At 46.2% G+C, this 23,938-nt stretch carries 25 protein-coding genes; 11 read left to right on the top strand and 14 right to left on the bottom strand.

The annotated features are described in order from the left end of the window. Positions 1-120: 120 nt before the first annotated feature. From DFP81_RS07805 to dsbD, 5 genes are all read right to left on the bottom strand, one after another. Positions 121-1,446 carry a zinc-ribbon and DUF3426 domain-containing protein gene (locus DFP81_RS07805; protein ID WP_115897214.1) on the bottom strand — a complete coding sequence of 442 codons (1,326 nt, stop codon included), beginning with the start codon at positions 1,444-1,446 and terminating at the stop codon, positions 121-123. 47 nt (positions 1,447-1,493) lie between these two features. Then, the gene (gene prmA / locus DFP81_RS07800) at positions 1,494-2,387 is read right to left on the bottom strand and encodes a 50S ribosomal protein L11 methyltransferase (RefSeq protein ID WP_115897213.1); all 894 of its coding nucleotides are present in this window, start codon (positions 2,385-2,387) and stop codon (positions 1,494-1,496) included. A gap of 121 nt (positions 2,388-2,508) precedes the next feature. Beyond that, positions 2,509-3,849, bottom strand: a complete 1,341-nt coding sequence (accC, locus tag DFP81_RS07795; RefSeq protein WP_115897212.1) for an acetyl-CoA carboxylase biotin carboxylase subunit — start codon at positions 3,847-3,849, stop codon at positions 2,509-2,511. Positions 3,850-3,870: 21 nt separating this feature from the next. Continuing rightward, the gene (accB, locus tag DFP81_RS07790; RefSeq protein WP_115897211.1) at positions 3,871-4,323 is read right to left on the bottom strand and encodes an acetyl-CoA carboxylase biotin carboxyl carrier protein; all 453 of its coding nucleotides are present in this window, start codon (positions 4,321-4,323) and stop codon (positions 3,871-3,873) included. A 283-nt stretch (positions 4,324-4,606) separates the two neighbouring features. Beyond that, positions 4,607-6,451 (bottom strand): protein-disulfide reductase DsbD, encoded by a 1,845-nt coding sequence (dsbD, locus tag DFP81_RS07785; protein WP_115897210.1) that lies wholly within the window; start codon positions 6,449-6,451, stop codon positions 4,607-4,609. Between the two features lie 107 nt (positions 6,452-6,558). Here dsbD and DFP81_RS07780 point away from each other — a divergent pair, with 107 nt between their 5' ends. The 7 genes from DFP81_RS07780 to DFP81_RS07755 all read left to right on the top strand — a co-directional run bounded on the left by DFP81_RS07780 (position 6,559) and on the right by DFP81_RS07755 (position 10,926). After that, positions 6,559-7,419 carry a hypothetical protein gene (locus DFP81_RS07780; protein WP_115897209.1) on the top strand — a complete coding sequence of 287 codons (861 nt, stop codon included), beginning with the start codon at positions 6,559-6,561 and terminating at the stop codon, positions 7,417-7,419. Between the two features lie 11 nt (positions 7,420-7,430). Next, entirely contained in the window at positions 7,431-8,492 is a 1,062-nt protein-coding gene (locus tag DFP81_RS07775) for a DUF2333 family protein (protein ID WP_115897208.1), read from the top strand. Positions 8,493-8,536: 44 nt separating this feature from the next. Continuing rightward, complete coding sequence (locus tag DFP81_RS07770; RefSeq protein ID WP_115897207.1) at positions 8,537-9,052, top strand: GNAT family N-acetyltransferase; 516 nt, start codon at positions 8,537-8,539, stop codon at positions 9,050-9,052. 151 nt (positions 9,053-9,203) lie between these two features. Then, a complete protein-coding gene (locus DFP81_RS07765; protein WP_115897206.1) occupies positions 9,204-9,623 on the top strand; it encodes a tetratricopeptide repeat protein in 420 nt (139 codons plus the stop codon). Between the two features lie 195 nt (positions 9,624-9,818). Continuing rightward, positions 9,819-9,971 carry a hypothetical protein gene (locus tag DFP81_RS18445; protein WP_245959115.1) on the top strand — a complete coding sequence of 51 codons (153 nt, stop codon included), beginning with the start codon at positions 9,819-9,821 and terminating at the stop codon, positions 9,969-9,971. A gap of 17 nt (positions 9,972-9,988) precedes the next feature. Next, a complete protein-coding gene (locus tag DFP81_RS07760) occupies positions 9,989-10,357 on the top strand; it encodes a GNAT family N-acetyltransferase (RefSeq protein WP_245959114.1) in 369 nt (122 codons plus the stop codon). Between the two features lie 26 nt (positions 10,358-10,383). Next, positions 10,384-10,926 carry an isochorismatase family protein gene (locus tag DFP81_RS07755; protein WP_115897205.1) on the top strand — a complete coding sequence of 181 codons (543 nt, stop codon included), beginning with the start codon at positions 10,384-10,386 and terminating at the stop codon, positions 10,924-10,926. Positions 10,927-11,014: 88 nt separating this feature from the next. On the opposite strand, the gene DFP81_RS07750 is transcribed toward DFP81_RS07755, so the two are convergent. The 3 genes from DFP81_RS07750 to DFP81_RS07740 all read right to left on the bottom strand — a co-directional run bounded on the left by DFP81_RS07750 (position 11,015) and on the right by DFP81_RS07740 (position 13,956). Then, positions 11,015-11,821, bottom strand: a complete 807-nt coding sequence (locus tag DFP81_RS07750; RefSeq protein WP_115897204.1) for an SHOCT domain-containing protein — start codon at positions 11,819-11,821, stop codon at positions 11,015-11,017. 246 nt (positions 11,822-12,067) lie between these two features. Continuing rightward, positions 12,068-12,904: an EamA family transporter gene (locus tag DFP81_RS07745; protein ID WP_115897203.1), complete on the bottom strand. Its 837-nt coding sequence runs from the start codon at positions 12,902-12,904 to the stop codon at positions 12,068-12,070. A gap of 152 nt (positions 12,905-13,056) precedes the next feature. Continuing rightward, entirely contained in the window at positions 13,057-13,956 is a 900-nt protein-coding gene (locus DFP81_RS07740; protein ID WP_115897202.1) for a homocysteine S-methyltransferase family protein, read from the bottom strand. Positions 13,957-14,243: 287 nt separating this feature from the next. Here DFP81_RS07740 and DFP81_RS07735 point away from each other — a divergent pair, with 287 nt between their 5' ends. Beyond that, the gene (locus DFP81_RS07735; protein ID WP_115897201.1) at positions 14,244-15,101 is read left to right on the top strand and encodes a crotonase/enoyl-CoA hydratase family protein; all 858 of its coding nucleotides are present in this window, start codon (positions 14,244-14,246) and stop codon (positions 15,099-15,101) included. Between the two features lie 19 nt (positions 15,102-15,120). Here the strand turns inward: DFP81_RS07735 and DFP81_RS07730 are convergent, their stop codons facing one another. Next, the gene (locus tag DFP81_RS07730; protein WP_115897200.1) at positions 15,121-16,011 is read right to left on the bottom strand and encodes a pseudouridine synthase; all 891 of its coding nucleotides are present in this window, start codon (positions 16,009-16,011) and stop codon (positions 15,121-15,123) included. Positions 16,012-16,126: 115 nt separating this feature from the next. Here DFP81_RS07730 and DFP81_RS07725 point away from each other — a divergent pair, with 115 nt between their 5' ends. Continuing rightward, on the top strand, positions 16,127-16,708 hold the full coding sequence (locus tag DFP81_RS07725; protein ID WP_115897199.1) for a 3'-5' exonuclease: 582 nt from the start codon (positions 16,127-16,129) through the stop codon (positions 16,706-16,708). Positions 16,709-16,775: 67 nt separating this feature from the next. Here the strand turns inward: DFP81_RS07725 and DFP81_RS07720 are convergent, their stop codons facing one another. Next, positions 16,776-18,128, bottom strand: a complete 1,353-nt coding sequence (locus tag DFP81_RS07720) for a D-serine ammonia-lyase (RefSeq protein ID WP_115897198.1) — start codon at positions 18,126-18,128, stop codon at positions 16,776-16,778. 120 nt (positions 18,129-18,248) lie between these two features. Beyond that, positions 18,249-19,595, bottom strand: coding sequence for an anti-phage deoxyguanosine triphosphatase (locus tag DFP81_RS07715; RefSeq protein ID WP_115897197.1), 1,347 nt, complete (start codon positions 19,593-19,595; stop codon positions 18,249-18,251). A gap of 111 nt (positions 19,596-19,706) precedes the next feature. On the opposite strand from DFP81_RS07715, the gene DFP81_RS07710 reads away from it, so the two are divergent. Further along, the gene (locus DFP81_RS07710; RefSeq protein WP_115897196.1) at positions 19,707-19,997 is read left to right on the top strand and encodes a LysR family transcriptional regulator; all 291 of its coding nucleotides are present in this window, start codon (positions 19,707-19,709) and stop codon (positions 19,995-19,997) included. Positions 19,998-20,034: 37 nt separating this feature from the next. Here the strand turns inward: DFP81_RS07710 and DFP81_RS07705 are convergent, their stop codons facing one another. The 3 genes from DFP81_RS07705 to pabB all read right to left on the bottom strand — a co-directional run bounded on the left by DFP81_RS07705 (position 20,035) and on the right by pabB (position 22,978). After that, positions 20,035-20,769, bottom strand: a complete 735-nt coding sequence (locus DFP81_RS07705; RefSeq protein ID WP_115897195.1) for a phosphoadenylyl-sulfate reductase — start codon at positions 20,767-20,769, stop codon at positions 20,035-20,037. A 95-nt stretch (positions 20,770-20,864) separates the two neighbouring features. Then, positions 20,865-21,515, bottom strand: coding sequence for an NUDIX hydrolase (locus DFP81_RS07700; protein WP_115897194.1), 651 nt, complete (start codon positions 21,513-21,515; stop codon positions 20,865-20,867). An 8-nt stretch (positions 21,516-21,523) separates the two neighbouring features. Then, positions 21,524-22,978: an aminodeoxychorismate synthase component I gene (gene pabB / locus DFP81_RS07695; protein ID WP_115897193.1), complete on the bottom strand. Its 1,455-nt coding sequence runs from the start codon at positions 22,976-22,978 to the stop codon at positions 21,524-21,526. Positions 22,979-23,047: 69 nt separating this feature from the next. On the opposite strand from pabB, the gene DFP81_RS07690 reads away from it, so the two are divergent. Then, on the top strand, positions 23,048-23,914 hold the full coding sequence (locus tag DFP81_RS07690; protein WP_115897192.1) for an alpha/beta fold hydrolase: 867 nt from the start codon (positions 23,048-23,050) through the stop codon (positions 23,912-23,914). Positions 23,915-23,938: the final 24 nt, after the last annotated feature.

Here is a 23,938-nt window from a genome sequence, read left to right as displayed (position 1 = left end):
GGCGACAATGTCGAGCGGGCGTGCATAATACCTAGTCAATCGGCATTTTTGAAGTCTTGACAGCACAAAAATTGGCTAAATTTTGTGCTTATTTTGTCGCAGGCCCAAAATAACCCTAAATTAGTATGAACGAGTCTCAGCTGGGAAAACGCGCAGCTGGTGAGTAACCGCTCTTGCGCCGGGGTCGCGGATTGGAATAACCAAGTGGATTGGCGTGTTTGGTGGCATATAGGTGATGTCTAAGAAGTCTTTGTCTAAGTAGTTTTTGGGGGCAAAGAGGCGAGCCGCGACCGGAGCGCCATTAAGGTCAAAAAACTCCAGAGCGATCTTAGGCATAGGTTGAGCGTAGCGGCTGGTGTTGGTAATGATGGCGTTGACTAACAGTGCATTCGTTTGTGTCGGGTGGCTCTGAATACGTACGTGTTGAATGCTGATGGCATGAATGTCCACAAAAGTCGGTAATGTACAGCCAGTATAGGTGCAAAAGGTACGGTAGAAAACGCGGAAGTTTTCTGATTGGCTGCCTTGCACAAAGAAGTGCCCAGTGAGTTGATACAAAAGAGCAAAAAGCGCCATTAACGCAGCTAAAAACCACAACAAGGTGCGCGGTTTTTTGTGGTTTTTTTGCTCTTTTTCATACTCACCAATCAAGGGGGCTAAATACTCTTGGCTGGATATTTGGTTCAGTGCGCTGTTTTGTTGAGTGACTCGGTTCGGAGACTCTACCTCAGCGGCATTTTGTGCCAGCGAGTGCAGTGCGACCATATAGTCAGGCTCTGGTTCTTTTGATTCAGGCTCTGAATCTGTGTTTTTCGGGGGTGACACAAAGTGTTCAATGGTTTCTTTTTTAATAGGCTGAGGCTTGGGTGAGGCGCTTAAGGCGGCCTCTACTTCTGCCAGTTCTAATTCCCAAGGGGCTGGTTCATCGCCATTGTGGGTTGGTCTTTTTACGCCGTTAGGAGGATTCTTTTTAACTTGCTCATCCTTGTGCGTCCCTGAGTTAACATGAGGCTGAGGGCTTTCATTGGATGAGCTGTGAGAGGGCGCTGAGACAGGCTGTGCCGGTGTATCAAATAGCGGGTCGTCTGGTGTGCCTGGGGCTAAATCATTTTCATCAAAGAGCGTCTTTAGCCATTCTGGGTTGACGGGCTCATCATCCGCAGAAGTAAATAACATGCTTTTGTTCTGAGGTGTTGGCTCGTTTGATGCTGGCTCGTTTGATGTCGGCTCAGCAGGGGCTGTGCTATAGGTGTTGTTATCTGGTGTATTGTCACTTACGGGTGGTGTAGGAGTGGTCGATAAGGGGGTGTTGCTGGCTTCCATGGCGTCAAAAATATGAAAGCATTGGCCGCAACGCACTTTTCCTTTTGCCATGTTCAATACATCTTCGGTTACACGAAATGCAGTGGAACATTTAGGACAACGAGTAATTAAACTATCGGTCATTGCGTTACGGCCTTCCTTATCGAACTTTCACAAATTACGGTGTCGTTTTATGCGTTTTTAACGCCAACAATGCGTACCCACTCTTCTTTTTCGGTGATGGATTCAATGGTAAACCATTCTTGATACGCCTCGATGACCTCTTGTGCTTGATTGGCCAAAATACCAGACAATGCCAACTTACCGCCCGTTTTTACCAAGGCTGTAATGGTTGGAGCCAATTGAGCAAGTGGGCCAGCTAAAATATTAGCAACGACAATATCCGCTTGTAAGTCAGATTCATACGGCGGCAGCTTAACTTCAATGCGTGCAGGGTCGATATTGTTACGTTCAGCATTGGCTTGTGTGGCTTGAACGGCTTGCGGGTCAATATCGATACCCACCATGTTATTGGCGCCCAGTAATAAACCTGCAATGCCTAGAATGCCAGAGCCACAGCCATAATCAATGATGGTCTTGTTTTGACAGTCTATGCTGTCGAGCCATTGTAAGCAGAGCGCTGTCGTTGGGTGGGTGCCAGTACCAAATGCCAAACCTGGGTCGAGCATTAGTGTGATGGCGTTTTCGTCCGGTACTTCGCGCCAGCTTGGGCATACCCACAGGCGTTCGCCAAATTGAATCGGGTGGTAGCTGTCCATCCACTCCCGTTCCCAATCTTTGTCTTCTACGATTTCGATTTTTAGTTCAAGAGAGTCGGCATCGCCTAATGCAGCGGCTTTATGTTCAACCGCGGGACGAATGTGCTCAAGATCAGCATCCGCTTCAAATAAACCAGTGACCTTGGTGTGCTTCCATAGTGGAGTAGTGTTTAGGTCTGGTTCATAAACTGGATCGTCGTGCACGTCTTCAAAGGTGACCACGATAGCGCCGCAATCTAGCAGAGTATCTTCAAAGGCAGGGACGTGCTCAGGGGTAGTGTTTAAACGTATTTGAAGCCAAGGCATAAAACAGAATCCGAAATATAAACAAGCAAGGGATAGGATAACGAAGCTGGGGAAGGTTCGCGAGTAGAAAATGATAACCCCTAGCGATTTTTACGGTCGCTAGGGGTAAAAGCATCAGCGATTAAAGGCCGAGCTTCTTCTCCAAATAATGGATGTTAACACCGCCGGCAATAAAGCTCGCATCGTTTGTGAGGTCTTTTTGCAGATCAATGTTGCTCTTAATGCCATCGATGAAGGTTTCATCAAGTGCACCAGAAAGGCGTTTCAGAGCCATAGTACGATCCGGCGCATGACAGATGATTTTGGCAATCATGGAGTCGTACGTAGGGGGTACTGAGTAGCCACTGTATAGGTGAGAGTCAACGCGTACACCATTACCGCCAGGGGCATGGAAGTAGTTCACTTTACCTGGGCTTGGCATAAAGGTTTTCGGGTCTTCTGCGTTAATACGAGCTTCTACCGCATGGCCGTTCAGCTTGATGTCTTCTTGTTTAAGAGACAAAGGCAAACCGCTGGCAATACGAAGCTGTTCTTTAACGATGTCAACGCCAGTTACCATTTCTGTAACAGGGTGTTCTACTTGTACACGAGTGTTCATTTCGATGAAGTAGAAGTGACCATCTTCGTATAGGAATTCAAACGTACCAGCGCCGCGGTAGTTGATCTTGATACAAGCATCAACACACGCTTGCAAACAAGCCTGACGAGATTCTTCGTCCAGCATGGGTGCTGGTGCTTCTTCCAATACTTTTTGATGGCGACGTTGCAAAGAACAGTCACGGTCGTATAGGTGTACTGCATTACCTTGGCCGTCAGCCAGTACTTGAACTTCTACGTGACGTGGGTTTTGTAGGAATTTCTCCATGTAAACCGTGCTGTCACCGAAGTAAGAGCCTGCTTCAGATTGGGTAACACTGATGGACTTCAGTAGGCTGCCTTCGTTGTGAACAACGCGCATACCACGACCACCACCACCTGCAGCGGCTTTGATGATAACTGGGAAGCCGATTTCACGGGCAATACGGATACATTCTTCGTGGTCTTCTGGCACTGGGCCGTTAGAGCCAGGAACGGTAGGAACCCCCGCTTCTTTCATTGCTTTAATGGCAGATACTTTATCGCCCATAAGGCGGATTGTTTCTGCTTTAGGGCCGATGAAGGCGAAGCCAGAGCGTTCTACTTGCTCAGCAAAATCTGCATTTTCAGCCAAGAAACCATAGCCTGGGTGGATACCAGAAGTGTCTGTCAATTCTGCTGCACTGATGATAGCAGGAATGTTCAGATAGCTTTGTGCTGAAGGGTTTGGTCCGATACAGATGGATTCGTCTGCTAGGCGAACATGAAGTAGGTCGCGGTCAATCTTAGAGTGAACCGCAACGGTTTTGATACCGAGTTCTTTACACGCACGTAAAATACGTAGCGCGATTTCGCCTCGGTTTGCAATCAATACCTTATCGAGCATGATGAAACCTATTGCTGTTGATTAAACGATGGAAACGAGAGGTTGATCAAATTCAACTGGCTCGCCGTCTTCTACTAGGATGGCAGCAATAGTACCAGACTTATCAGCTTCGATTTGGTTCATCATTTTCATTGCTTCAACGATACAGATAGTGTCGCCAACATTGACTTTTTGACCAACTTCAATGAAAGGTTTGGCGCCAGGAGCGGAAGACTTGTAGTAAGTTCCGACCATTGGAGAATTTACTGTGTGGCCAGCAATTTCTGGTGTTGCCGCTGGTGCCGCAGAAGAAGCAGGTGCTGCTGGCGCTGCCGCTTGAGGAGCTGCTGGTGCCGCAACCATTTGTGGTGCTACTGCAACAGGTGCGCCGCCACGACTGATACGAACGGCTTCTTCGCCTTCTTTGATCTCAATCTCATAGACATTAGATTCTTCTAGAAGCTCGATTAGTTTTTTAATTTTGCGAATATCCATTGTTACTCTCTTCTTTCGGTCAAAATTGTTTAGTGTTTTTATAAACACTAATCATTATTAATTCGGCACGCTCTGGCAAAAATAAAGATCTTTTAATGCAGAAATTGCAGAACAGCCGTCCTGGCAATTCGCTAACATTAAACGACCAAAGGGAAAGGGTCAGAGTCATGTGGCGAGAAATTATCGTTAAAAACCGTGAAATTGTCCAGTTATGACGTAAAAAAACCAAAAATCGCTCGCTTAGGTTGTTATTTAATCAGTGGTAAACTTTACCTCGTTTTATTTAATTGTTTTTCACGAAAAACTGCAGTCTCGTTAAAACTTCCGCCTTTGTCGGCTCTCCAATCAATGTTAAGTCTTTTTGTTCGTTACCTTGGGCGTCTAAAAAAACCAAGGATGGTGGGCCAAAAAGAGCAAACTTAGCCATTAACGCTTTATTCTCAGGTGTGTTTTTAGTGACGTCGACTCTAACCAGTTGCACCTTCTCTATCAGAGGGCGAACGTCATCGGCTTTGAAAATTTCTTCTTCCATGACTTTGCAGCTAATGCACCAATCAGCATATAGGTCTAGCATTATGGGACGAGGGTCTTGGTTGGCCAATAGAGCAGGAAGTTCTGTTAGCCCGCTTATCGTGGTTTTAAATAAAGGAATTGATTCTGAGCGTATGCCTTGTTGATTATTGACAATGGGCTTTAATGGGTTGGTCGCACCACTGGCTGCACCGTAGAGCTCAAACGCTCCGATAACACCAAAAAACAGGGCGCAAAACCAGCGAACAGGGTGGGAGTATGAAGACGTGGCGCGATGCAAGAAGTAAGCGCTAATCGCAAAGGCCAAGGCTGCCCACAAAATGAGGTGGGTAATAGCGGGTAGCCAGCGGGTCGCTAACCATATTGAAACCGCCAATAAGGTAAACCCCATGATGACTTTTGTGTCGTGCAGCCAGGGGCCGTTTTTGGGCAATACTTTGGGGCCGAACAAGCCAACTAAGAGTAACGGAATACCCATTCCCAAAGCCATGACAAACAGCATGAGGGCGCCATACCAGATATCTCCTTGGCTGGAAATGAACAGCAATATCCCCGCCACTGGCGCAGAAACACAAGGTGAGACGATGAGTGTGGCGAGTACTCCAGCAATAAAGGTATGAAGTGTTGTGCGTATGCTTGAAGTGGTGTCAGGGTTGCTGCTTTGCTGTAAACGGTTTTGCCAAGATAGCGGCAGACGCAATTCATAAACACCAAACATGGCGAGCGCCAGCGCAATAAAGAGAGCCGCACTAATGCCCAGTAAAATAGGGCTTTGTAATTGTGCTTGCAGATTGAGTTGGGTGCCAAAGACACCGGCAATAGCGCCAATGGCACCGTAAGTCAAAGCCATAGCCAGGACATAGACGACACTATAGTAAAAAGCACCAAGTTTAGAGCGACGGGTTCCTACCACGATGGCGCTGACAATCGGGATCATAGGCAGTACGCAAGGTGTGAGAGAGAGTAGCAGCCCAAAGCCAAAGAGTGCCGCAATGGCGGTCCACAGACTGCTTGATGCTAGTAAATGGCTAATAGACGACGCTTCAGAAGGGGAAAACTCAGGTGCTTTTGAGATCACTGGTGATGGTGTTTTGTGCTCAATACTAGGTTTGGTTTGCTCACTGTTTAGCGCGCTCAATTTTTTTTCTACTGGCGGAACGGTAAATTCAATTGGCTCTACTTGTGGCGCGTAGCAGAGGCCTTTTTCAGCACAACCTTGATAATGTAAGGAGGCCTTGATTTTAGTGCCCGCCGGCAAAGTAATGTCATAATAAATAGGAATCGAGAGGTTGTGTTTGTATACAATGACATCACCGAAGTATTTGTCGGTTTTGTCTTCTCCTTTCGGCAGCGCCGCGAAATGCAGTTTATCGGCTTGTGGCCCAGAAAGAGAGAGGCGGTTCTGGTATAGATAATAACCATCATGGATCAGCCAGTGTGCTTTGATTATACCATTTTGAGGTGCATCAACAGACACTTTAAAAGCTTGTTCAACGGGTAGAAAGTTAGGCTCTAACGAATTATTGGTGGGGGCAAAAGTAAAGGCAAAAGCTGTGCTATTAACCAAGAGTAAAACAAGTACAATCAATGTGCGCATAATAATCTTTCATAAAATAAGTTAGAGTGCGTGAATCTATTCCATCACGCGAACAGCGGATATAGACTATCAAGCCACCAAAAAGTTGCCACTGATAAGGGGGTAAATTGAGTATTAAAGCGATATCCTTACTGTTTGCTGTCATTTTCCTAGCAGGGTGTCAGGGAAATGTGAAAAAATCAGCTGCCTCCAAGCAGCAAGAAGACGCTTCTTCCGTGGTGGCTGGAGCAAGTGCGTCAGAACCCATCAACAGCGAAGCGCCTGCCGCAAAAAAAGCGTTAAGGGTTACGAATGAAAATGCCATCAGTCCCTATCGAGCACTGACAGAGCAATTGATTAAACAAGGTCAGCAGGCGTTAGCGGAACAGCGTTTGCTAACGCCTGAAGAAGACAATGCAAACTTGTATTTTCAGGCTGTATTAGGACGAGACCCAGGTAATTACCAAGCGACTCTCGGCATCGCCAGCATCGTTGACAGATATAACGAATGGGCGTGGCGGGCTGCACAGCAAGGCAACTATTCAATGGCAGAACGGTATTTGGATTCAGCGCGCTTAGCTAACCCAGAAGACGCCACTATTAGTCAAATGTCAGCTCGGGTCGAGCGCTTAAAAAAGCAACGGCTAGACGCGGCAAAACAACGTCGTACCGCTCCCGCTAAATCTGCGGCTTCTTCATCCGTTGAGCCGTCCGTCAAGCCAGAGCAACAGAGACAACCAGAGGCAAAAGAAGGGCAGTTCTTTTTGCCAAAAACACTATTTAGTTTGAGCGATGATGAGATTATTGAGAAAATGCAGCCTATCATCGACCAGGTAGCAAAAGATAAAAGTGATGTGGCCATTTATTGGCCAAATGACAAAGAAGCACGACTGCTTTATCAAATTATTAATAGTCGTGTGCTTGATTATCGTGTGCGAGCAATGATTTATCATCGTGCAAAATACATGGTGGAATTACAACAGAATTAAGGTGAAAAATGATGGCGAGTGTATTAAGTAAATTGCAGTTTTGGAAAACGAGCTCCCATATACGCGGCTTATGGAAATGGCTGCTGGCACTGGTTTGTATATTAGTGATTTTGTTGTCGATACTCGGTATGTATTGGAGCAATGAGCCAAGTCAATTTGATGTGGTTGCCGAAGCCAAAGCAACGGCACAAGCGCGCGATGATCTCGATGAGAATAAACAGCTGGTTGTGGGCTACACCACCGCCAATACTCTGCACGAGATGGTGGATACTTTATTGAATAAGCCAGGTGGGTTTATTTCTAATGATGTGATGCCGCCAGGTATTTTTATGGACAACATGCCTTCTTGGGAATTTGGTGTCTTGGTACAAACTCGCGATCTAGCACGTGCGATGCGTAAAGAGTTTAGCCGCTCGCAATCCCAATCCACCGAAGATGTGAACCTGAAAGTCGCTGAGCCGCAGTTTAACTTCGATAACAATAGCTGGGCATTGCCGTCTAGTGAAAGCGAGTATCAGCGTGGTAATCAAGAAGTACTGTCGTACATGGATCGCTTGTCGGGAAACTCTTCCCAAGCACCCGCGAAATTTTATGCCCGTGCTGATAACCTAGTAGATTGGTTGTCAGATGTTAGTACGCGTTTGGGTAGTTTGTCTCAGCGTTTGTCTGCCAGTGTGGTGAAAGTTCGTGAAAACACAGATTTGGCCGGTAATAAAAGCGCACAGGAAGCAAGCAACAATAACAACGAAGAAGCTTATAAATACGTTAAGACTCCTTGGGGTCAGATCGATAACGTTTTTTATGAGGCACGCGGCACAAGCTGGGCCTTGATTCACATTCTTAAATCCGTAGAAGTAGATTTTGCACCGACATTGCGTGATAAAAATGCATTGGTTAGCTTGCGCCAGATTATTCGTGAGTTAGAAGCGACCCAAGAAAGTATTTGGTCACCAATGATTCTAAATGGCAGTGGTTTTGGTGTCTTGGCGAACCACTCTTTGGTGATGGCGTCTTACCTTTCTCGTGCTAACGCGGCCTTGATTGATTTGCGCAGTTTGCTTGAGCAAGGCTAAGCCGCGACAGCTTCAATAACGACAGTCTTAGAGACAATAGCGGTATGAATACAAAGCAAAGTCATTTTATTCGTGCCGCTGTTTTAGACGACGCCCCGGCTATTTTAGCCATCTTTCAGCAAGGTGACCCGTTTGCGGTCACGACCAATCGACAAGACTGCATTAGTCTGCTTGATGTAATGGAATGGCTTGAAACGGCCACTGACAAGCACCCCATGTTGGTGGTTGAATCCCATGGCGAGGTGCTTGCTTGGTGTTCTCTTGAGCCTTTTTATGGTCTTCCGGCCTTTGATAAAGCGTCCGAATTTAGCCTCTATGTTGCTCCTGAGTATCAACATAGAGGGTTGGGAAAACAGCTTGTTCATTATTTATCTCAGCACCAACACGACATTGGCTTTACCCATCTGATTGCGTTTATCTACGCCAGTAACGTACGTAGCCAAGGCTTTTTTGCTAAGCAAGGGTTTGAGCAGTGGGGGTTATTGCCCAACATTGCGCAAAATGGCAGCGTCACAGAAGACATTCACCTTTTTGGCAAAGAGTTTGACGCGCTAAGTTAGTACCGTTGTCGAAATGTTAGCTCCATCGTTTTTATTTTTTTGCCCTCTTTTAAAGATAAAGAGAACATTGTCATAACAGAGCTGTCATAACGCCGTGATTAAAATTACCATAGGCGATAATTCCCTTTGAACGCTTACCCTAGAGTGACCTATGAACACGAAAATTTATAAAGCCGTTTTTGCCCTCGCCAATGAGCTAATGTCTTGTGCGAACAAGAAGAATCAAGCTGGCTTTGATGAGCATTATGCTCAGCTTAAGAAAATCTGTGAAGACAATGACAAGACAGAGAAAGACCATCCGGTGCAGTGGGAAACACTTGCAGATTTTACCGATGATATTGAATTGGCCATCGCCATTTATGGTAAAGCCTTAGCAAAGGCGGAAACGATCAATTCAAAAGACTATTTATCTTCTATTGGCTACTCAATGGCCTGTCTGCAAGCCGAGTTTGGCGATACGGCAGGGGCTATCGCCTCGTTAGAAAAGGCTAAAATCAACAGTAATAAAATCATTGATAAAGAACTGAAAGCCGACATCCACGATAGATTAAAAGAGCTACAAGACGCCTAACCACACTCTACAGCACGTTACTCAGACAATATGGCTAACGTGCTTCTTAGATCGACTTCTTTCCTATACTCCGCTCATTATTTTCTCGCTTTTCATCTCTGTCGTTTTAAAATGATTCGTGCTGTTTTGATTGTCGAAAAACGCAGAAAGGCTCACTAATTTATTGCCAAGCTTGTCTAACGTAAGAGGGAATATATGTTTACATTGGATGTTGAAAAAGACTTAAAACTGGCTCTGGTTCACAGTACATTTGCTCCCTTATATTTGGATATTGTGACGAAAGAGCGTGACTATTTGGGGAAGCGGCTGGCTTGGCCGCCACAGGCTCATGATGACGGTTTTTTCTGAATTTTATTAGTCGCTCTTTGCACGACTACGCTGATGGAAAATCACTGGTTTGTGCAATATTTTATAATGACACCTTAGTGGGTAATATCAGCTTTAACAGCATCGATTATGATCTGAAGAGGGTGGATATCGGTTACTGGCTAAGCGCTAATTATCAAGGTAAAGGGATTGTCTCTAAATGCGTTACTAAACTAATAACCATGGCCTTTACTGATCTCAATATGGAGAAAGTCCAAATATCAGCGGCGCTAAACAATCAGCCCAGTCGCCAAGTGTGTGAGCGCTTAGGTTTTAAGCTTGAAGGCGTGATTACACGAGCTGAAAAGGTGAATGGTCGAGTGCTTGATCATGCTATTTATGGATTAAGTCGAGCAGATTGGCGTTAGGTTTGGTCAATATTTAGGAGATGCTCATGCTAGTAAAAGAAACGACGGGCCTTATCGTGGTGGATATTCAAGGTAAGCTTGCTCGCCAAGTCTACGACAGTGAATTCTTTATTTGCCATTGCGAAAAGCTGATTAAAGCTGCCCAAACGCTCGCTTTGCCAATTATTTACCTTGAACAAAATCCAGATAAGTTAGGTTCCACAATAGAAGAAATTCATTCGTTATTAGCCCCATTGGCGCCAATCGAAAAGTTTACTTTTAATGCTTGTGAAGACGCTAAGTTTGTCGAAGCGGTACAGGCAGAATCACAGGTAACCACTTGGCTAGTGTGTGGCATTGAAACGCATATATGCGTCTATCAAACCGCCATTGGCTTGTTGGATCGTGGTTACGGTGTGCATTTGGTCAGTGATTGTGTTGCTTCTCGAACGCAGGCTAATAAGCAACTTGGGATAACCGCACTGATGAATAAAGGCGCGGCAATCACAGGCTTAGAAATGTGTCTTTACGAACTGGTAAAAGACAGCAGAGCACCGGAGTTTCGTTCTCTTCTCGGTTTAATCCGCTAGGGTGTTAAAGCACGAATGAGAGAGTGTGAAACCACTCCCTTTTATTTAAAAATCAATAAGCTGGAGTGGTTTGTTGCTGTTATCTCGATTAGATACGATTAAGCAGTTCTGTTTTTTTCGAGTTGTATTCGTTTTCTGATATGGCGCCTGCATCTTTTAATTTGGCCAGCTTCTCGATGATTTGTAGAGTCTCATCAATCGAGGTAGTGCCGGGCAGATTGGTGTGTTGTGGCGCATTATTAGTTTGCGTTAAATGGCTATCTGTTTGGTTATTTGTCTGGCTATGGTTAGTCGGCGCATAGCTATTCTGTGTTGGTTCAGCGAAATTACGCTGTGGGGTAGGCGCTATGCCTACGCCCGACACGATAGGCAAACTATTGACCGCGATAGTGCCGTATTGGCTGCTGAAGGTGAGAGAAGTATCGCCACCTTGTTGTTGGCTGACGCCACTAATATTGTTATCCAGTGTGTTGTAAACGGTCACTTGGCCATTAAGTTCCACCGCCAAACGATTAGGAAAGACAGCGTAGCGAATATTGTTTTGCGCGCCACTGCTAAATGGCTGCCCCAAATCTCCTGGCCACCATTGGTTACTGCCAGGTGTGCCTTTTGGAATCGGCACAAACACTTGACAGTTAGCTAGGCCATTGGCCAATTCATTACAAAGGTTGTCGACGGTATTTTTCAAACCATAATTGAACATGTCGCCTACCATGGTCATGCCACCGCGCATCCATTGACCGCCGCCTCCTAACTCTGGGCAATTGAATTGTGCCATGCTACCAGCGCCATTATTGACGGCGATCAGCATGTGTATTACTGCATCGACACTTAGGTTGTATTTTTGGCTAAGGTTATTAACTAATTGTTGTCCGTCTTGCGTTAAATTTTGCATATATGGCTCTTTTAATTAAGTTAAAAAACGGCGCGCTGTTTGGCTTTTTTACGGTTAGCAGGTTCCGTGAACTTGCTAGTCTAGCATAAGGGCGAGTGATTAAATGTGACACAATTGATTGTTTTTTAAACTCTTGTTTGTGGCGTTTAAATACCGAAGAGGTGAATCCTAGTCCACTCTCCTTTTTTGTTTAAAGGTGAGAGCGGACAAGGTCTTAGCAAGGAAGGCGAATACTGTGCGCAGGTCTTATGGTGTTTTAGTTAAGCTTGCACCAAGGCAGGCGAGACTGATGGCGAAAATGCCAAGCCATTGGAAGCTGCTCAATTGCTCATTCAGAATAATCGCACCAGCCATAGCGCTCACTGCAGGAGAGGCGCTCATCAAAACCCCAAAAATACTTCTAGGGAGTCGCTTTAGCGCATACATATCAAGTAAAAAAGGCAGCGCGCTGGATAAGAGTGCGATGACGAGGCCTAGCAGGAGGACGGTGGGCGTAAAGAGAGCGGATCCCGCTTGACTGATACCGATAGGCACCATAAAAAGTGCAGCGACAAATAGGCCAGTCGTGACACCCTTGCTGCCAAGTTGTGAGACAGTACTGGCCGTTTTGATATACAGCCCCCAGCAAATAGCGGCTAAGACGGCGTAAACAAGTCCAGTGGTGCTTAAGGCTGCATTAGCTTGGTTAAATGGCAAAAGCAATACACCGATTAACGCTAACAGAATCCATAAAATATCGGTTTTGCGTTTGCTTGAAAGCAATGAGATGGCGAGTGGGCCGAGCACTTCGATAGAAATGGCAATCCCAACAGGGATGTGAAGAAAGGCACGGTAGATTAAGAAGTTCATCAGCCCAATCATGGCGCCGTAAGTGATAATGCTGGGCCAGTAAGTGGCGCTGATCTTGGCGCTCCATGGCTGAAATGCGATAGCAAGGAGGACAGCGCTGATACCAATACGCAGCGCAGCGACGCCATCGGGGCCGACCATTGGAAAAATGGTTTTCGCAAAGGCGGCGCCAACTTGTAAAGAAATAAGCGACGCAAAGGCGGCTGCCATGGGAAATTGTGCTGAAGCTTTCATAAATCCTACTCGTCCTTGTGGTGATATTAATTTGCTTCTGTTTGACCCGATGTGGTGGCTCTGTTTGCCAAGTAGAGTATACAGAGCCACCACGAGGCTCTTCCATCCTTAGCTCTCTAGCGCTGTCGCAGCAAAGGTTAATTCGATCATGGTTAAGCGTTTACGCTCTTCTGCCATTGTGACAGTAGCTCGATATGCTGTGGACCAATGCCACAACAGCCACCAATAATATTTGCGCCAAGAGTATGCCATTGTTTTGCAAACTCAAGATACTCTTCCGGTGTTAGGTCTCGAGATGCGTGTGCACCTTCATTGGCTTTATGGTCAACTGGAATAGGGGCGAAGCTGTTAGCATAGGCACCAATGTTGATTTGCTTGGCAGACTCAGCGACACGGACAGCTGTCTCACGAATGGCTTGTGCAATTACTTCAGGTACTGAACAGTTAAAGAAAATGCCCTCTGTTTTTTCTGCAAGTATGGCATCCAGCGCGTCACTTAGAGGTTCCCCTGAACGTAAAGTAGCGACTTCCTTTTCATCATCGCTAAGGGTAAAAGAGTAGTAGCAAGGTTGGCTTGCTTTGCTGAGCAAGCTCGCGCTTACTTTTGCTTCTTGTACGCTGGAAATGGTTTCTACTAGCCAAAGATCGACATAAGGTGCTTGGGCTTCATATAAGCTATTTAAAATATCGAAAGCACGATCGTTTTCAAACAAATCTGGACGGTAAGAGCCAAATGGCGGTGGCAATGAGCCGGCGACTAGTACCTTTTGAGACGCTTTCTTAGCCACGTCTCTGGCAATAATAGCAGCTTGTTCTGCTAGTGCCGCTCCACGTTCTTGATACAGGTCTTCGCCAAGATGAAAAGGAACGCAGGCATAGCTGTTTGTGGTGATGATTTCTGCGCCGGCATCGATAAAACCTTGATGCGCTTGTGTAACGTACTGAGGCGCGACCATAAGCGATTCAGCGCTCCAGTATGGTTGTGAAAAAGGCGCACCCATGCGCTTTAGTTCGCGGCCCATGCCGCCATCTAGAATTGTTAGGTTTTTCATTGCTCGTGTCTTCATGGCTAAATTGAGAGGCGGTTATTCAACCATAATTTGGCGTTAATGATAATGAAACTTCGTCAAGGAAAGTATGAGAAGCGCTCAATCTTGCTAACTTGCGTCTTTATTGCACAGAGCATTGGCTAAGATGGCGCTGGTTGTGGTCTTGGTCGTCTTTTATCCTGCTTATATATCGCTTGATTCGATGGACTAAATCTTGCTAATTTGATGGCTCTGGTTGTTTTCTGAACACTTATTTGGCTTGTTAGAATAATATAAAAAAGGCGAGAGCGATGGCGATTAGCGATGAAAAATTAACCTGTTTTAAGCTGCATATTAAAGACCATATTGCACACATTCAGTTGTCTCGACCGCTGGAGCTGAACACCATGAATAAGGCGTTCTGGAAAGAATTGCCCTGGTTAATTAAACAATTAGACGAGCAGGCCCTAGCTCGAGTTATTGTCCTGTCATCGACCGGTAAGCACTTTAGCGCGGGTATGGATTTAGGGGTATTTACCAGCGGCGACGCAGTGCCACTAACCGGAGACCCGGGGCGGATGGCAGAAAACCTAAGGCGTGTGGTGATGCAGTTACAGGCCAGTTTGTCTTCTCTTGAGGAGGCTCGCCTTCCTGTTTTAGCTGCGATTCATGGTGGCTGTATCGGAGGTGCGTTAGATTTGGTGTGTGCGGCAGACTGCCGTTATGCTACGGAAGATGCCTTTTTCACTATCAAAGAAACCGAGCTTGGAATGACCGCTGATGTGGGAACCTTACAGCGTTTTCCTAAATTAGTTGCACCTGGTTTGGCTCGAGAGTTGGCTTATACCGGGCGCAAGTTTAGTGCCTTAGAAGCGAAAGAAATGGGCTTTGTTAACCGTGTTTATGCTGATCATGATAGCTTGATTGCCGGGGTGTTAGAGATAGCTAAAAGTATCGCGAAGCATTCACCATTAGCGGTGACGGGTTGTAAAGAAATGATTAACTATAGCCGGGATCATGGAATAGAAGACAGCTTAAAATACATGGCGACTTGGCAGGCAGGGATGTTTCGTCCTAACGACATGATGAAAGGATTCGCTGCAAAGCAGCAACAAACCCAAGCAAAATTCGACAATATTTGGCCACAGAAACCCTTGTTTGAGAAATAGCGAATTAGCCAGTGAATGCTTATGCTAGAGCCAGCTGACCTTGATAACAAAAATGCCTTAGTTGTTGTGTAATAGGGTCAATAAAACACATCTCTTTGGCGAGCAGTTGTAACGGCTGTGTGTAGTTGTCCTCACTGAGCGCTTGCAGGTGAGGGTAGTACCTGTCATTTAGAATCGGCCAACCAAGTGTTTGCATATGCACCCTTAATTGGTGGGTGCGCCCGGTGATTGGCATCAGCTCAAATAAGGCTTGTTGCGTGTTTTGTTGTACGCAGCGAATCACTGAATGGCTGTTGGCTTCTCCTGCGCTCACCTGCATTCGAAAGCTTGGTTCACCTGCCTCAAGACGATTTTTAACTGTCCACTCTTGCCCTACTGGCTTTTCATTAGGGCGAATATTAGCAATGGCCTGATAGGTTTTTTGAATCTGTCGGGTTTTAAACAGCTGGTGATAAGAATGACGTGTCGCTGGGTTGATTGAAAAAATGACCAACCCTGCGGTGACCCTATCCAAACGATGCAGAGCTTGTAAATTCGTCAAGCCAGTACGTTGGCGCAGGCGAGTCTGTAGGCATTCATTAACAAACTGACCACCGGGGGTAACCGCTAAAAAGTGCGGTTTGTACGCCACTAACAAATGCTCATCTTGAAAAACGATGGTTTCTTGAAAAGGAACCTGAGCTTCGTTTTCCACTTCACGATAATAATAGACCCTTTGTTGTGGCTGAAACTCAGTTGTTGAAGTGATTAGGCTGCCATCATGCCAATGGACTTTGCCCGCGGCCATGCGTTGCTGCCAGGTGTGCTTGTCAATGTAAGGGAATTTAATAATGAGATAATCGAGTACAGTAACGACGCCAGGGTTGTGCTGAGGTAAACTGAACTTTGAAGCGGAGTCAGAAATAGCCATGCCGTGCTCAAACCTTAAACCTGTACAGATGAGGGTGACATTATAACATGGTCTTAAGTGTTCTCCGGGCCTTGCCAATAAATCAAGTCACATAGAATAACCAAAGAGAGAAAATATGGAGCGCCCTACTAAAGAGCAGATTAAGGCATTGCCTTATTATATTGGCCTTGGTTTGTCGGATATTATAATCATTGAAAGTGAGCAACAAGCCAATGATGCGCTGAGCACATTAGAGAGAGAAGTCTGCCTAGGATTTGATACAGAAACCAAACCGACCTTTCGTAAAGGCGAAAAAAGTCCTGCACCGGCTTTAATTCAATTGGCGACTGAGTCGACAGGCTATCTTTTTCCGACCCGTTTTGAGTTTGCACTTAATGCCGCGAGAATGTTGCTAAGCAATGAAGCGATTCAAAAAGTGGGCTTTGGTATTAAAGACGACAACAAAGCATTGCGTAACAAGCTCGATATAGAAATTGCCAATACTCAAGATTTGTCGATTATTTTGAAGCGCAAGCTGGGTGAGAAAAATACCATTGGTGCTCGTGCCGCTGTGGCTATGGTGCTAAAACAGTGCCTAAGAAAAGGTGCCCAGATTTCAAACTGGGGAGCTTACCCACTGAAGAAAAGCCAAGTTCTATATGCCGCAAATGATGCCCATGCGGCAATTTGTGTTGCGAGCGCCTTGCGCCATTTGTGATCTGGAAAGCGTTGGAGGCGATGCTTAGCGATCACCTCCATTTTAGGCATGGGTTAAACTGCTACGGTTAGCTTGGCTGTTGAGTATTTTCTTGTTTGGCTTTTGCCAAGTAAGACGCCATTTCGCTTTTCGGTACCATACCACCGCCTGTGGCCCATACAAGATGAGTAGCATTGGCCATTTTACTTTCGTCTAATGCACAGCGTTGTCGGTACTCGGCGTTATTTAATACCTGTATTGGACCAATGATGCCGGCCAAGGCAGACGGTTCTAACAAGATACCCTCTAGCTCGCTCATATCACCTAGATGACGATACATGCGCTCATCCGAGAGCGTGTAGTAGCCATCTATTAAGCGCTCCATCGCACGTCCGACAAACCCGGAAGCACGCCCAACCGCTAAGCCATCCGCTGCGGTTAGGTTATCAATGCCAAGATCCTGAACCGAGATCTGATCGTGTAATCCGGTATGTACTCCGAGTAACATGCAAGGAGAGTGGGTAGGCTCAGCAAAAATACAATGTACGTGATCGCCAAACGCCATTTTCAAGCCAAATGCCACGCCGCCAGGGCCACCACCCACACCACATGGTAAGTAGACGAATAATGGGTGATCTTCATCCACTTTAATGCCTTGTTGAGCAAATTGTCTTTTGAGACGTTCGCCGGCCACCGCATAGCCCAGAAATAACGTTTGCGAATTTTCATCGTCAATAAAGAAACAATGGGGATCATTGGCGGCCTCTTGGCGACCTTGTTCTACGGCTACCCCATAATCTTGTTGGTACTCGACGACGTTAACACCATGTTTTCGAAGCGTGTCCTTTTTCCATTGGCGAGCATCTGCAGACATATGAACCGACACCGAAAAGCCCAGTTTAGCGCTCATAATGCCAATGGACATGCCTAGGTTTCCGGTTGAGCCAACGGCAATGCTGTATTGTGCGAAAAACTCTCTGAAACGCGTTGATGCTAATTTTCGATAGTCGTCGGTCTTCGAAAGTAAGCCTGCGGTGATGGCGAGTTGTTCGGCGTGTGACAGTACTTCATAAATGCCTCCACGGGCTTTGATTGAGCCAGAAATTGGTAAGTGGCTGTCTTTCTTTAGCCGTAAATTGCCTGTGATGGGCTGCTGGTAATGGCTTTCTAGTCGGCTTTTCATAGCAGGGATCTCAACCACGTCAGATTCAATAATGCCATGATTTGCCGCTGTTTCAGGAAATACTTCAGCTAAATAGGGGGCGAAACGAGCCAGCCTGTTACTGGCGTCTTGAATGTCTTGAGCGCTTAACCCGACGTAAGGTAAGGCGTCTTTTAGAGGCGTGATATTGGGGTTAAACCAACAGGTTTCTTGCAGTTCGATGAGCTGTTTTAGTTGCGGGTATTGCTGGATAAGTTGTGCGATATTGATTGCGGTCATTTTAAAAAACCTAATAAAAGAAAGGCATAGCGATGTATTTGATGCTCAGCCTGCTGAGAAAAATAACTGGGCAGGCTGAGTAGTGTTAAAGCATATGGGAGGCGTTCAAACACCCCTAAACTACATGGGCTCGAACACAGAGCCTAAACTAGGAACGAACAGTTTGTTGTACATGCGGCTGGCGTAGTCATCGGTCATGGATGCCATATAATCGCAAATAATACGTAGCCCATGGTGGCCTTCAGCGGTGTTTTTTTGCCATTCCTGGGCGATTTCCCGAGGCAGGAGTCGGCTTGGGTCAGCCGCCAGTGCTTCAAACATTTCTAACAACATTTGTTGGCCTTTGTAGACCAGCATTTGCACCTCTGGGCGTTGAATAATATGCTGCATTTCGAAGTTTTTTAAGAGCGCCAAGGCTTGTCGTTGGCCTTCTGGTAAAGCAACCTGAAAACGCAATAGAGGGTGTTCAAATGCGGTGTTTTCGACCACCTGACAAGAAGTAATAAACCAGCTGACAAGGCTGCCGATGGCTTCTTTGCGCAAATGGCTTTGGCGGCTAAAAAGCTGGGTTTTAATACGGCTAAGATGTTCCGTCAGAAAAGGCGATGCGAGGCTGGCGAGCTTAGGTTCTAAGTGATCGCTCCACATTTCCTTGGTTACCATGCCTAATACAATGGCGTCTTCTAGGTCGTGCACGCCGTAGGCTATGTCATCCGCTAAGTCCATAATGCTAGTGTCAAAGCTTGCATGGCTTGATTTGGCGTGACACTCGGGAGCAAAGCGCTGGGTGTGCTGTAAGGTGCTTTTGTCCTTGTCACTAAAGGGGGCGATAATCCATGAGAGCAAATCTTGTTCTTCTTGGTAGACGCATTTTGGTGGTGCCCAATCGCTGGCTTTAAACTGTCTGAAACGCTCTGGCTTTGGAGGGTAGTTGCCAACGACTTCATTGTGCAGAACAGGGTATTTTAAAATGCCTAATAAGGTTCGGCGGGTTACATCCATACCATAGAGAGGGGAATAGGAACCGCGTTTTCCTAAGATACGCAATGATTGAGCGTTGCCCTCGAATCCGCCATTTTGGTTCATCATAAAATTGAGCGCGACTTCACCACCATGGCCGAAGGGAGGATGACCAATATCGTGGCTTAAGCAAACGGTTTCAATGAGGGCGGTGTCTGCTAGCCAGCGCTGAAAAGGCGCATCAGCGGGCGCACTGTGTTTTAGCTGATGAACCAACCCATTACCGATTTGTGCCACCTCTAAGGAATGAGTAAGGCGAGTGCGGCTGTAGTCGTTTTGGCGGATAGCCAAAATCTGGGTCTTAGACTGTAAGCGACGGAATGCCGCGCTGTGAATAATCCGCGCCCGGTCTCGTTGGTAGGGGGTGCGGTAGTCATTGTCACGAGATGGTTGGTAGCCGGATTGCCTCTCGTGCCAAGGCAACATCTCATCTTGCTTTATAGTCATGCTCATACTCTACGTATGTAAGGAATTATCAGTCTTTCATTAAAACACGACTTAGGTCAATGTGTCCGTGAAAAGGCTTCGTCATAATGTTCCCAATTATAAGGAATCGTTATGTTAAATACTCATCATCTAGTGACATTTAAAACATTGGTGGAAACGGGTAACTTTACCCAAACTGCACAGCAGCTAGGATTGACTCAACCTGCAGTGAGCCAGCACATCAAAAAGCTAGAGCAAGGCTTGGGGGCAAGCTTGGTTATTCGCCATGGTCGAACCACGGAGTTAACCCATGCCGGTGAAGTCTTGTTTAAGCATATTCTGAATTTGGAAGCCTGTTACCAGCGTTTTATGGAAAAGTGGCAGCAAGAGGTTGTGGAGGAAAGGGATCAACAGGCGAGCTAACCCCACCTGTTGATTTACTCAGTTGCCTAATACAGGCTTATTGCTGCGCGGTAGGAATGAGGTTGCCGATGTGCAGGCCACATTCTTTGTGCTCAGACTCTTCCCACCACCAGCGACCTTCGCGCTCATGTTGGTTAGGTAGCACCGCACGGGTACAAGGTTCGCAGCCAATACTGACAAAGCCTTTGGCATGCAATTCGTTGTATGGCACATCAAACATCTTGATGTAGTTCCAGACGTCTTCAGATGACCAATTGGCCAATGGATTGAATTTATAAAGCGGCTTTTCCTCTGAGCTAAAAGCAGAGTCTAATTCAGCGAACGCTAAGACATTTCGGGTGCCAGGACTTTGGTCTTTACGCTGTCCTGTAATCCATGCATCTAAGGTAGCGAGTTTGCGTTTTAGCGGTTGTACTTTGCGAATGCCACAGCATTCTTTGTGGCCGTCTTCGAAGAAGCTAAATAGGCCTTTCTCACGGGTGAAGTTTTCTAATGCTTCACTGTTTGGTGAAAGGATGTCGATGTCGATCTTGTAGTGTTTGCGTACTTGCTCAATGAAACGATAAGTCTCGGCATGCAAACGGCCCGTATCCAGAGAGAACACTTTGACATTCTTGTTGGCTTTGACCGCCATGTCGATCAATACAACGTCTTCAGCACCACTGAATGAAATGGCGATGTTGTCGAACTCTTTCATGGCGTTATGAATGATTTTTTGCGCTGCGTCTTCTGTGTTGTTTGCAACGAATGACGTTAAGTCGAAAGTAGACATAGTCTGTTATACCACTAGCTAAATTTAAGTTGTCTGTACCATAACAATTTGCGCGGGCGTTGCAAAAGAAGAAAGCACACTAACCTTATAATGGCTTAGCGAATATGGTTGGAAAGGGTCTGATAAAGGCCGTAAAGGATCCCAGCAGTCACTCCCCAGATACGAATACCTTGATAATTTATTTCGAAATATCCCCGCGCCACTGTGCCCAGTTGTTTGGTCTTAAACTGATAATTACTGGGGTCTAATAAATAGTCTAATGGTACCCAGTGGACGGATTTTACTTCGTCTTCGCATAAGCTCATTTCGCTAAAACGCGTCATCTCGGCGACGATGGGCTTGATACAATAGCCAGAAATTGTACAGTACTCGCCGAGCTCACCAATAAGATCAAAGCAATCAGGCGCCAGTCCAACCTCTTCTAAGGTTTCTCTTAGGGCGGTGTATTGGATGCTGGCGTCGTCGGGGTCGTGCTTGCCCCCAGGAAAAGAAATTTGCCCAGGATGATTGCGCATGTGTAACGCGCGCTTAGTGACCAGTACATTAAGTTGGTCGTCTTCCGGTGAGCGCCAAATTGGGATTAATACCGCCGCGGAGCGGTATTTGAGTTTGTAGGCACTAGGCGACATGTCTTTGTCTGGGTTGTAAATCGGGTGTACTTCTTGTGTCGTGTCTAGCGCAGCGCGTATCTGATCTAAGTTAGCTAAGATAGGAGGGGCGTTTAAAAACTGCACAATGTCGGACATACTTCGGCCTATTTCAAAAAATCATCTTCAAGAGTATGAGTTAATTTACCTACTTTGGTAAAGGTTTCTTGGTACTCTTCATGGTATTTAGAATCAGCGACTAACCCGCCTCCTGCCCAGCAATGTAGCTGTCCGTGGTCTGCAACCAGCGTTCTGATGGTAATACTTGAGTCCATTTGGCCATTGACACTGAAATAGGCAATAGAGCCGCAGTAGACAGAGCGCTCATGGGGTTCGAGTTCATCAATGATTTCCATTGAGCGAATTTTTGGGGCACCAGTGATTGAGCCACCGGGGAAACTTTCATGGAAGACTCGGATAGATTGGTCTGCGCCATCGATTCTGCCTTCTACGGTTGACACCAAATGATGGACATTAGCGTAACTTTCGAGGGCAAAGAGTTTAGGGACGTTAATGCTGCCCGTCAGGCAGGTACGACCCAGATCATTGCGTAATAAATCGACGATCATTAGGTTTTCGGCTCGGTCTTTCTCAGAGGCCAATAATGTGTCGGCGTTGGCTTTATCTTCTGCAGGCGTTGCGCCACGGGCAATAGTGCCTTTAATGGGCTTTGATTCGACACGGCCTTGGTCACACAGTAAGAAGCGTTCGGGCGAATGGCTCAGAATGGTTTGCTGCTCGCCAAGTTCCATAAAAGCAGAAAACGGTGTGGGGCACACTTCACGCAAACGAAGATAGGCGTCCATTGGGTCGCCGGTATACTGAGTTGAAAAGCGTTGCGCTAAATTCACCTGATAACAATCACCAGAAAGAATGTAGTCTTTCACTTTATCGAACTTTGTCTGGTATTGGTGCGCAGTCATATTGGACGTGAATGGTGCTTTTAGCGCAAAGCTGGCCGCTTTGGAAATGCCATCAAGTGCTTGGTTCGCCAGAGGTTTATCTGTGTTATCCAGTGCTTTATTGATCAAAGAGAGCAGTTTCTCTTCCTCTTGTTGGGAGCACCAAGGGGTAATAATTAACTCGGTTTTCTGCTCCGCGTGAGAGGAGATAATAGTCCAACCATAAAGCCCCACACTGAGTTGATCTAAACTGATATCGTGCTGCACATTATCCGGTAAGGTTTCCACGTAGTGGCCGCATTCATAAGCATAATAACCAAGCAGGCCACCCACAAAAGGCAGCTCCTTAGGGGCATTTTTAGCCCATGATTCTTGTGTGCTTAGGGTTAGTAACTGTTCAAGTAAGGCGAGGGGAGAATCGGTCTTGGTAATGGTATAAAGTGGCTGGGCTTGTTGCTCATCACGCCATTCAAGGTGAAAAGTATTTTGTTTTGCGCAGACTCTAGCTAGCGGGTCTGCGACTAAAATGTCAAACCTAGTGTCAGGAAATTCATCGTGATTACTGTCCAATAATGCAGGGTAAGGCAGGCTCCTTAAGGCTTGGTATAGAGAGAGTAAAGAAGCCTGGTAGGGCAGTGTTATCCGTTTTATTTCTGGCATAATGGAACCACGATTTCAAAAGTTTACAATTGTAGTCCTTTAATAAGGGCAACCACAGGGTTATTACAAGTGTCTGATGTACATTTTCTTAGTTTAATTAACAGCCGTATTGCCTATCGACTTTATGAAAATAAAGAAGCGACCAGCGAGCGCCATTGTTTATTGCTTCATGGTGCGGGTGTTGCGGGTGAAATCACCTATTCACCGATACTGCCTTATTTTAAAGCCTGGCGTTGGATGTTGGTGCCGGATATCAAAGGCATGGGGGAGTCATTTCATCTTCACGGTAAAGAGGCCCCGGTTACCATTAGTGAGCTGACTCACGATATGGAAGCGCTGTTGGCGCACCTCAATTGGCAAGATTTTGATCTAGTGGGGTATTCACTGGGCGGTTTGATTGGCCTTAATTTAAACCATCGACGGGTGATGTCTGGGCACATGCCGCTGAAAATGGCACTGATGGAACCTGCGTCTTTAGACCGTGAAAACCTTGATGCCTTGACCGAAGTTCGCCAAAAGTATCGTCAAGCTTCCAACATCATTCGTGATACGGGGGATGTGGAGTTAGGCGTGGCCCATTTTATGGATGGTGTGTCGCCGAATCGTCGTAAACATCCGGTGGCTGAAGCAACAACGCAGTCTCGTTTAGCACATCGACCCCATGGTTTTTCTTACGCGCTGGATGCGGTGACGAATCATGTGGAAGTTTTAGCGCAAGCGCCAGAGCATAGAGACGCAATGATTCGCTCTGCCAAAGAGGTCTTGCTGTTTTCTGGTGAGTTAAGCAGTGAGCATTTAAAAACCCATTATCAAAAGTTAGCAGAGCAGTTGGAAGGCTGGCAGCATAAGGTGATGAGTGCCTGTGACCATTCATTACCATTCCAAAAGCCAAGACAAATCGCAAAATTTATTAATCAATGGTTTGACGCAAACTAGATTTTTACGCAAAGGTGAACTGTA

The sequence above is a fragment of the Marinomonas pollencensis genome, from assembly GCF_003387375.1.
GTDB lineage: Bacteria > Pseudomonadota > Gammaproteobacteria > Pseudomonadales > Marinomonadaceae > Marinomonas > Marinomonas pollencensis.
The sequence above is the reverse complement of the archived record's forward strand: the minus strand, read 5'-3'. Positions and strand labels throughout refer to the sequence as shown.

What these genes read in the sequence shown, in the direction of transcription:
- DFP81_RS07765 (WP_115897206.1), top strand. Translation starts at nt 9,204, where the DNA reads ATGAACACGAAAATTTATAAAGCCGTTTTTGCCCTCGCCAATGAGCTA.
- DFP81_RS07715 (WP_115897197.1), bottom strand. Translation starts at nt 19,595, where the DNA reads ATGACTATAAAGCAAGATGAGATGTTGCCTTGGCACGAGAGGCAATCC.
- DFP81_RS07700 (WP_115897194.1), bottom strand. Translation starts at nt 21,515, where the DNA reads ATGTCCGACATTGTGCAGTTTTTAAACGCCCCTCCTATCTTAGCTAAC.
- DFP81_RS07705 (WP_115897195.1), bottom strand. Translation starts at nt 20,769, where the DNA reads ATGTCTACTTTCGACTTAACGTCATTCGTTGCAAACAACACAGAAGAC.
- pabB (WP_115897193.1), bottom strand. Translation starts at nt 22,978, where the DNA reads ATGCCAGAAATAAAACGGATAACACTGCCCTACCAGGCTTCTTTACTC.
- DFP81_RS07770 (WP_115897207.1), top strand. Translation starts at nt 8,537, where the DNA reads ATGAATACAAAGCAAAGTCATTTTATTCGTGCCGCTGTTTTAGACGAC.
- DFP81_RS07725 (WP_115897199.1), top strand. Translation starts at nt 16,127, where the DNA reads ATGGAGCGCCCTACTAAAGAGCAGATTAAGGCATTGCCTTATTATATT.
- DFP81_RS07720 (WP_115897198.1), bottom strand. Translation starts at nt 18,128, where the DNA reads ATGACCGCAATCAATATCGCACAACTTATCCAGCAATACCCGCAACTA.
- prmA (WP_115897213.1), bottom strand. Translation starts at nt 2,387, where the DNA reads ATGCCTTGGCTTCAAATACGTTTAAACACTACCCCTGAGCACGTCCCT.
- DFP81_RS07740 (WP_115897202.1), bottom strand. Translation starts at nt 13,956, where the DNA reads ATGAAAAACCTAACAATTCTAGATGGCGGCATGGGCCGCGAACTAAAG.
- DFP81_RS07735 (WP_115897201.1), top strand. Translation starts at nt 14,244, where the DNA reads ATGGCGATTAGCGATGAAAAATTAACCTGTTTTAAGCTGCATATTAAA.
- DFP81_RS07805 (WP_115897214.1), bottom strand. Translation starts at nt 1,446, where the DNA reads ATGACCGATAGTTTAATTACTCGTTGTCCTAAATGTTCCACTGCATTT.
- DFP81_RS07730 (WP_115897200.1), bottom strand. Translation starts at nt 16,011, where the DNA reads ATGGCTATTTCTGACTCCGCTTCAAAGTTCAGTTTACCTCAGCACAAC.
- dsbD (WP_115897210.1), bottom strand. Translation starts at nt 6,451, where the DNA reads ATGCGCACATTGATTGTACTTGTTTTACTCTTGGTTAATAGCACAGCT.
- DFP81_RS07755 (WP_115897205.1), top strand. Translation starts at nt 10,384, where the DNA reads ATGCTAGTAAAAGAAACGACGGGCCTTATCGTGGTGGATATTCAAGGT.
- DFP81_RS07710 (WP_115897196.1), top strand. Translation starts at nt 19,707, where the DNA reads ATGTTAAATACTCATCATCTAGTGACATTTAAAACATTGGTGGAAACG.
- accC (WP_115897212.1), bottom strand. Translation starts at nt 3,849, where the DNA reads ATGCTCGATAAGGTATTGATTGCAAACCGAGGCGAAATCGCGCTACGT.
- DFP81_RS18445 (WP_245959115.1), top strand. Translation starts at nt 9,819, where the DNA reads ATGTTTACATTGGATGTTGAAAAAGACTTAAAACTGGCTCTGGTTCAC.
- DFP81_RS07775 (WP_115897208.1), top strand. Translation starts at nt 7,431, where the DNA reads ATGGCGAGTGTATTAAGTAAATTGCAGTTTTGGAAAACGAGCTCCCAT.
- DFP81_RS07745 (WP_115897203.1), bottom strand. Translation starts at nt 12,904, where the DNA reads ATGAAAGCTTCAGCACAATTTCCCATGGCAGCCGCCTTTGCGTCGCTT.
- accB (WP_115897211.1), bottom strand. Translation starts at nt 4,323, where the DNA reads ATGGATATTCGCAAAATTAAAAAACTAATCGAGCTTCTAGAAGAATCT.
- DFP81_RS07750 (WP_115897204.1), bottom strand. Translation starts at nt 11,821, where the DNA reads ATGCAAAATTTAACGCAAGACGGACAACAATTAGTTAATAACCTTAGC.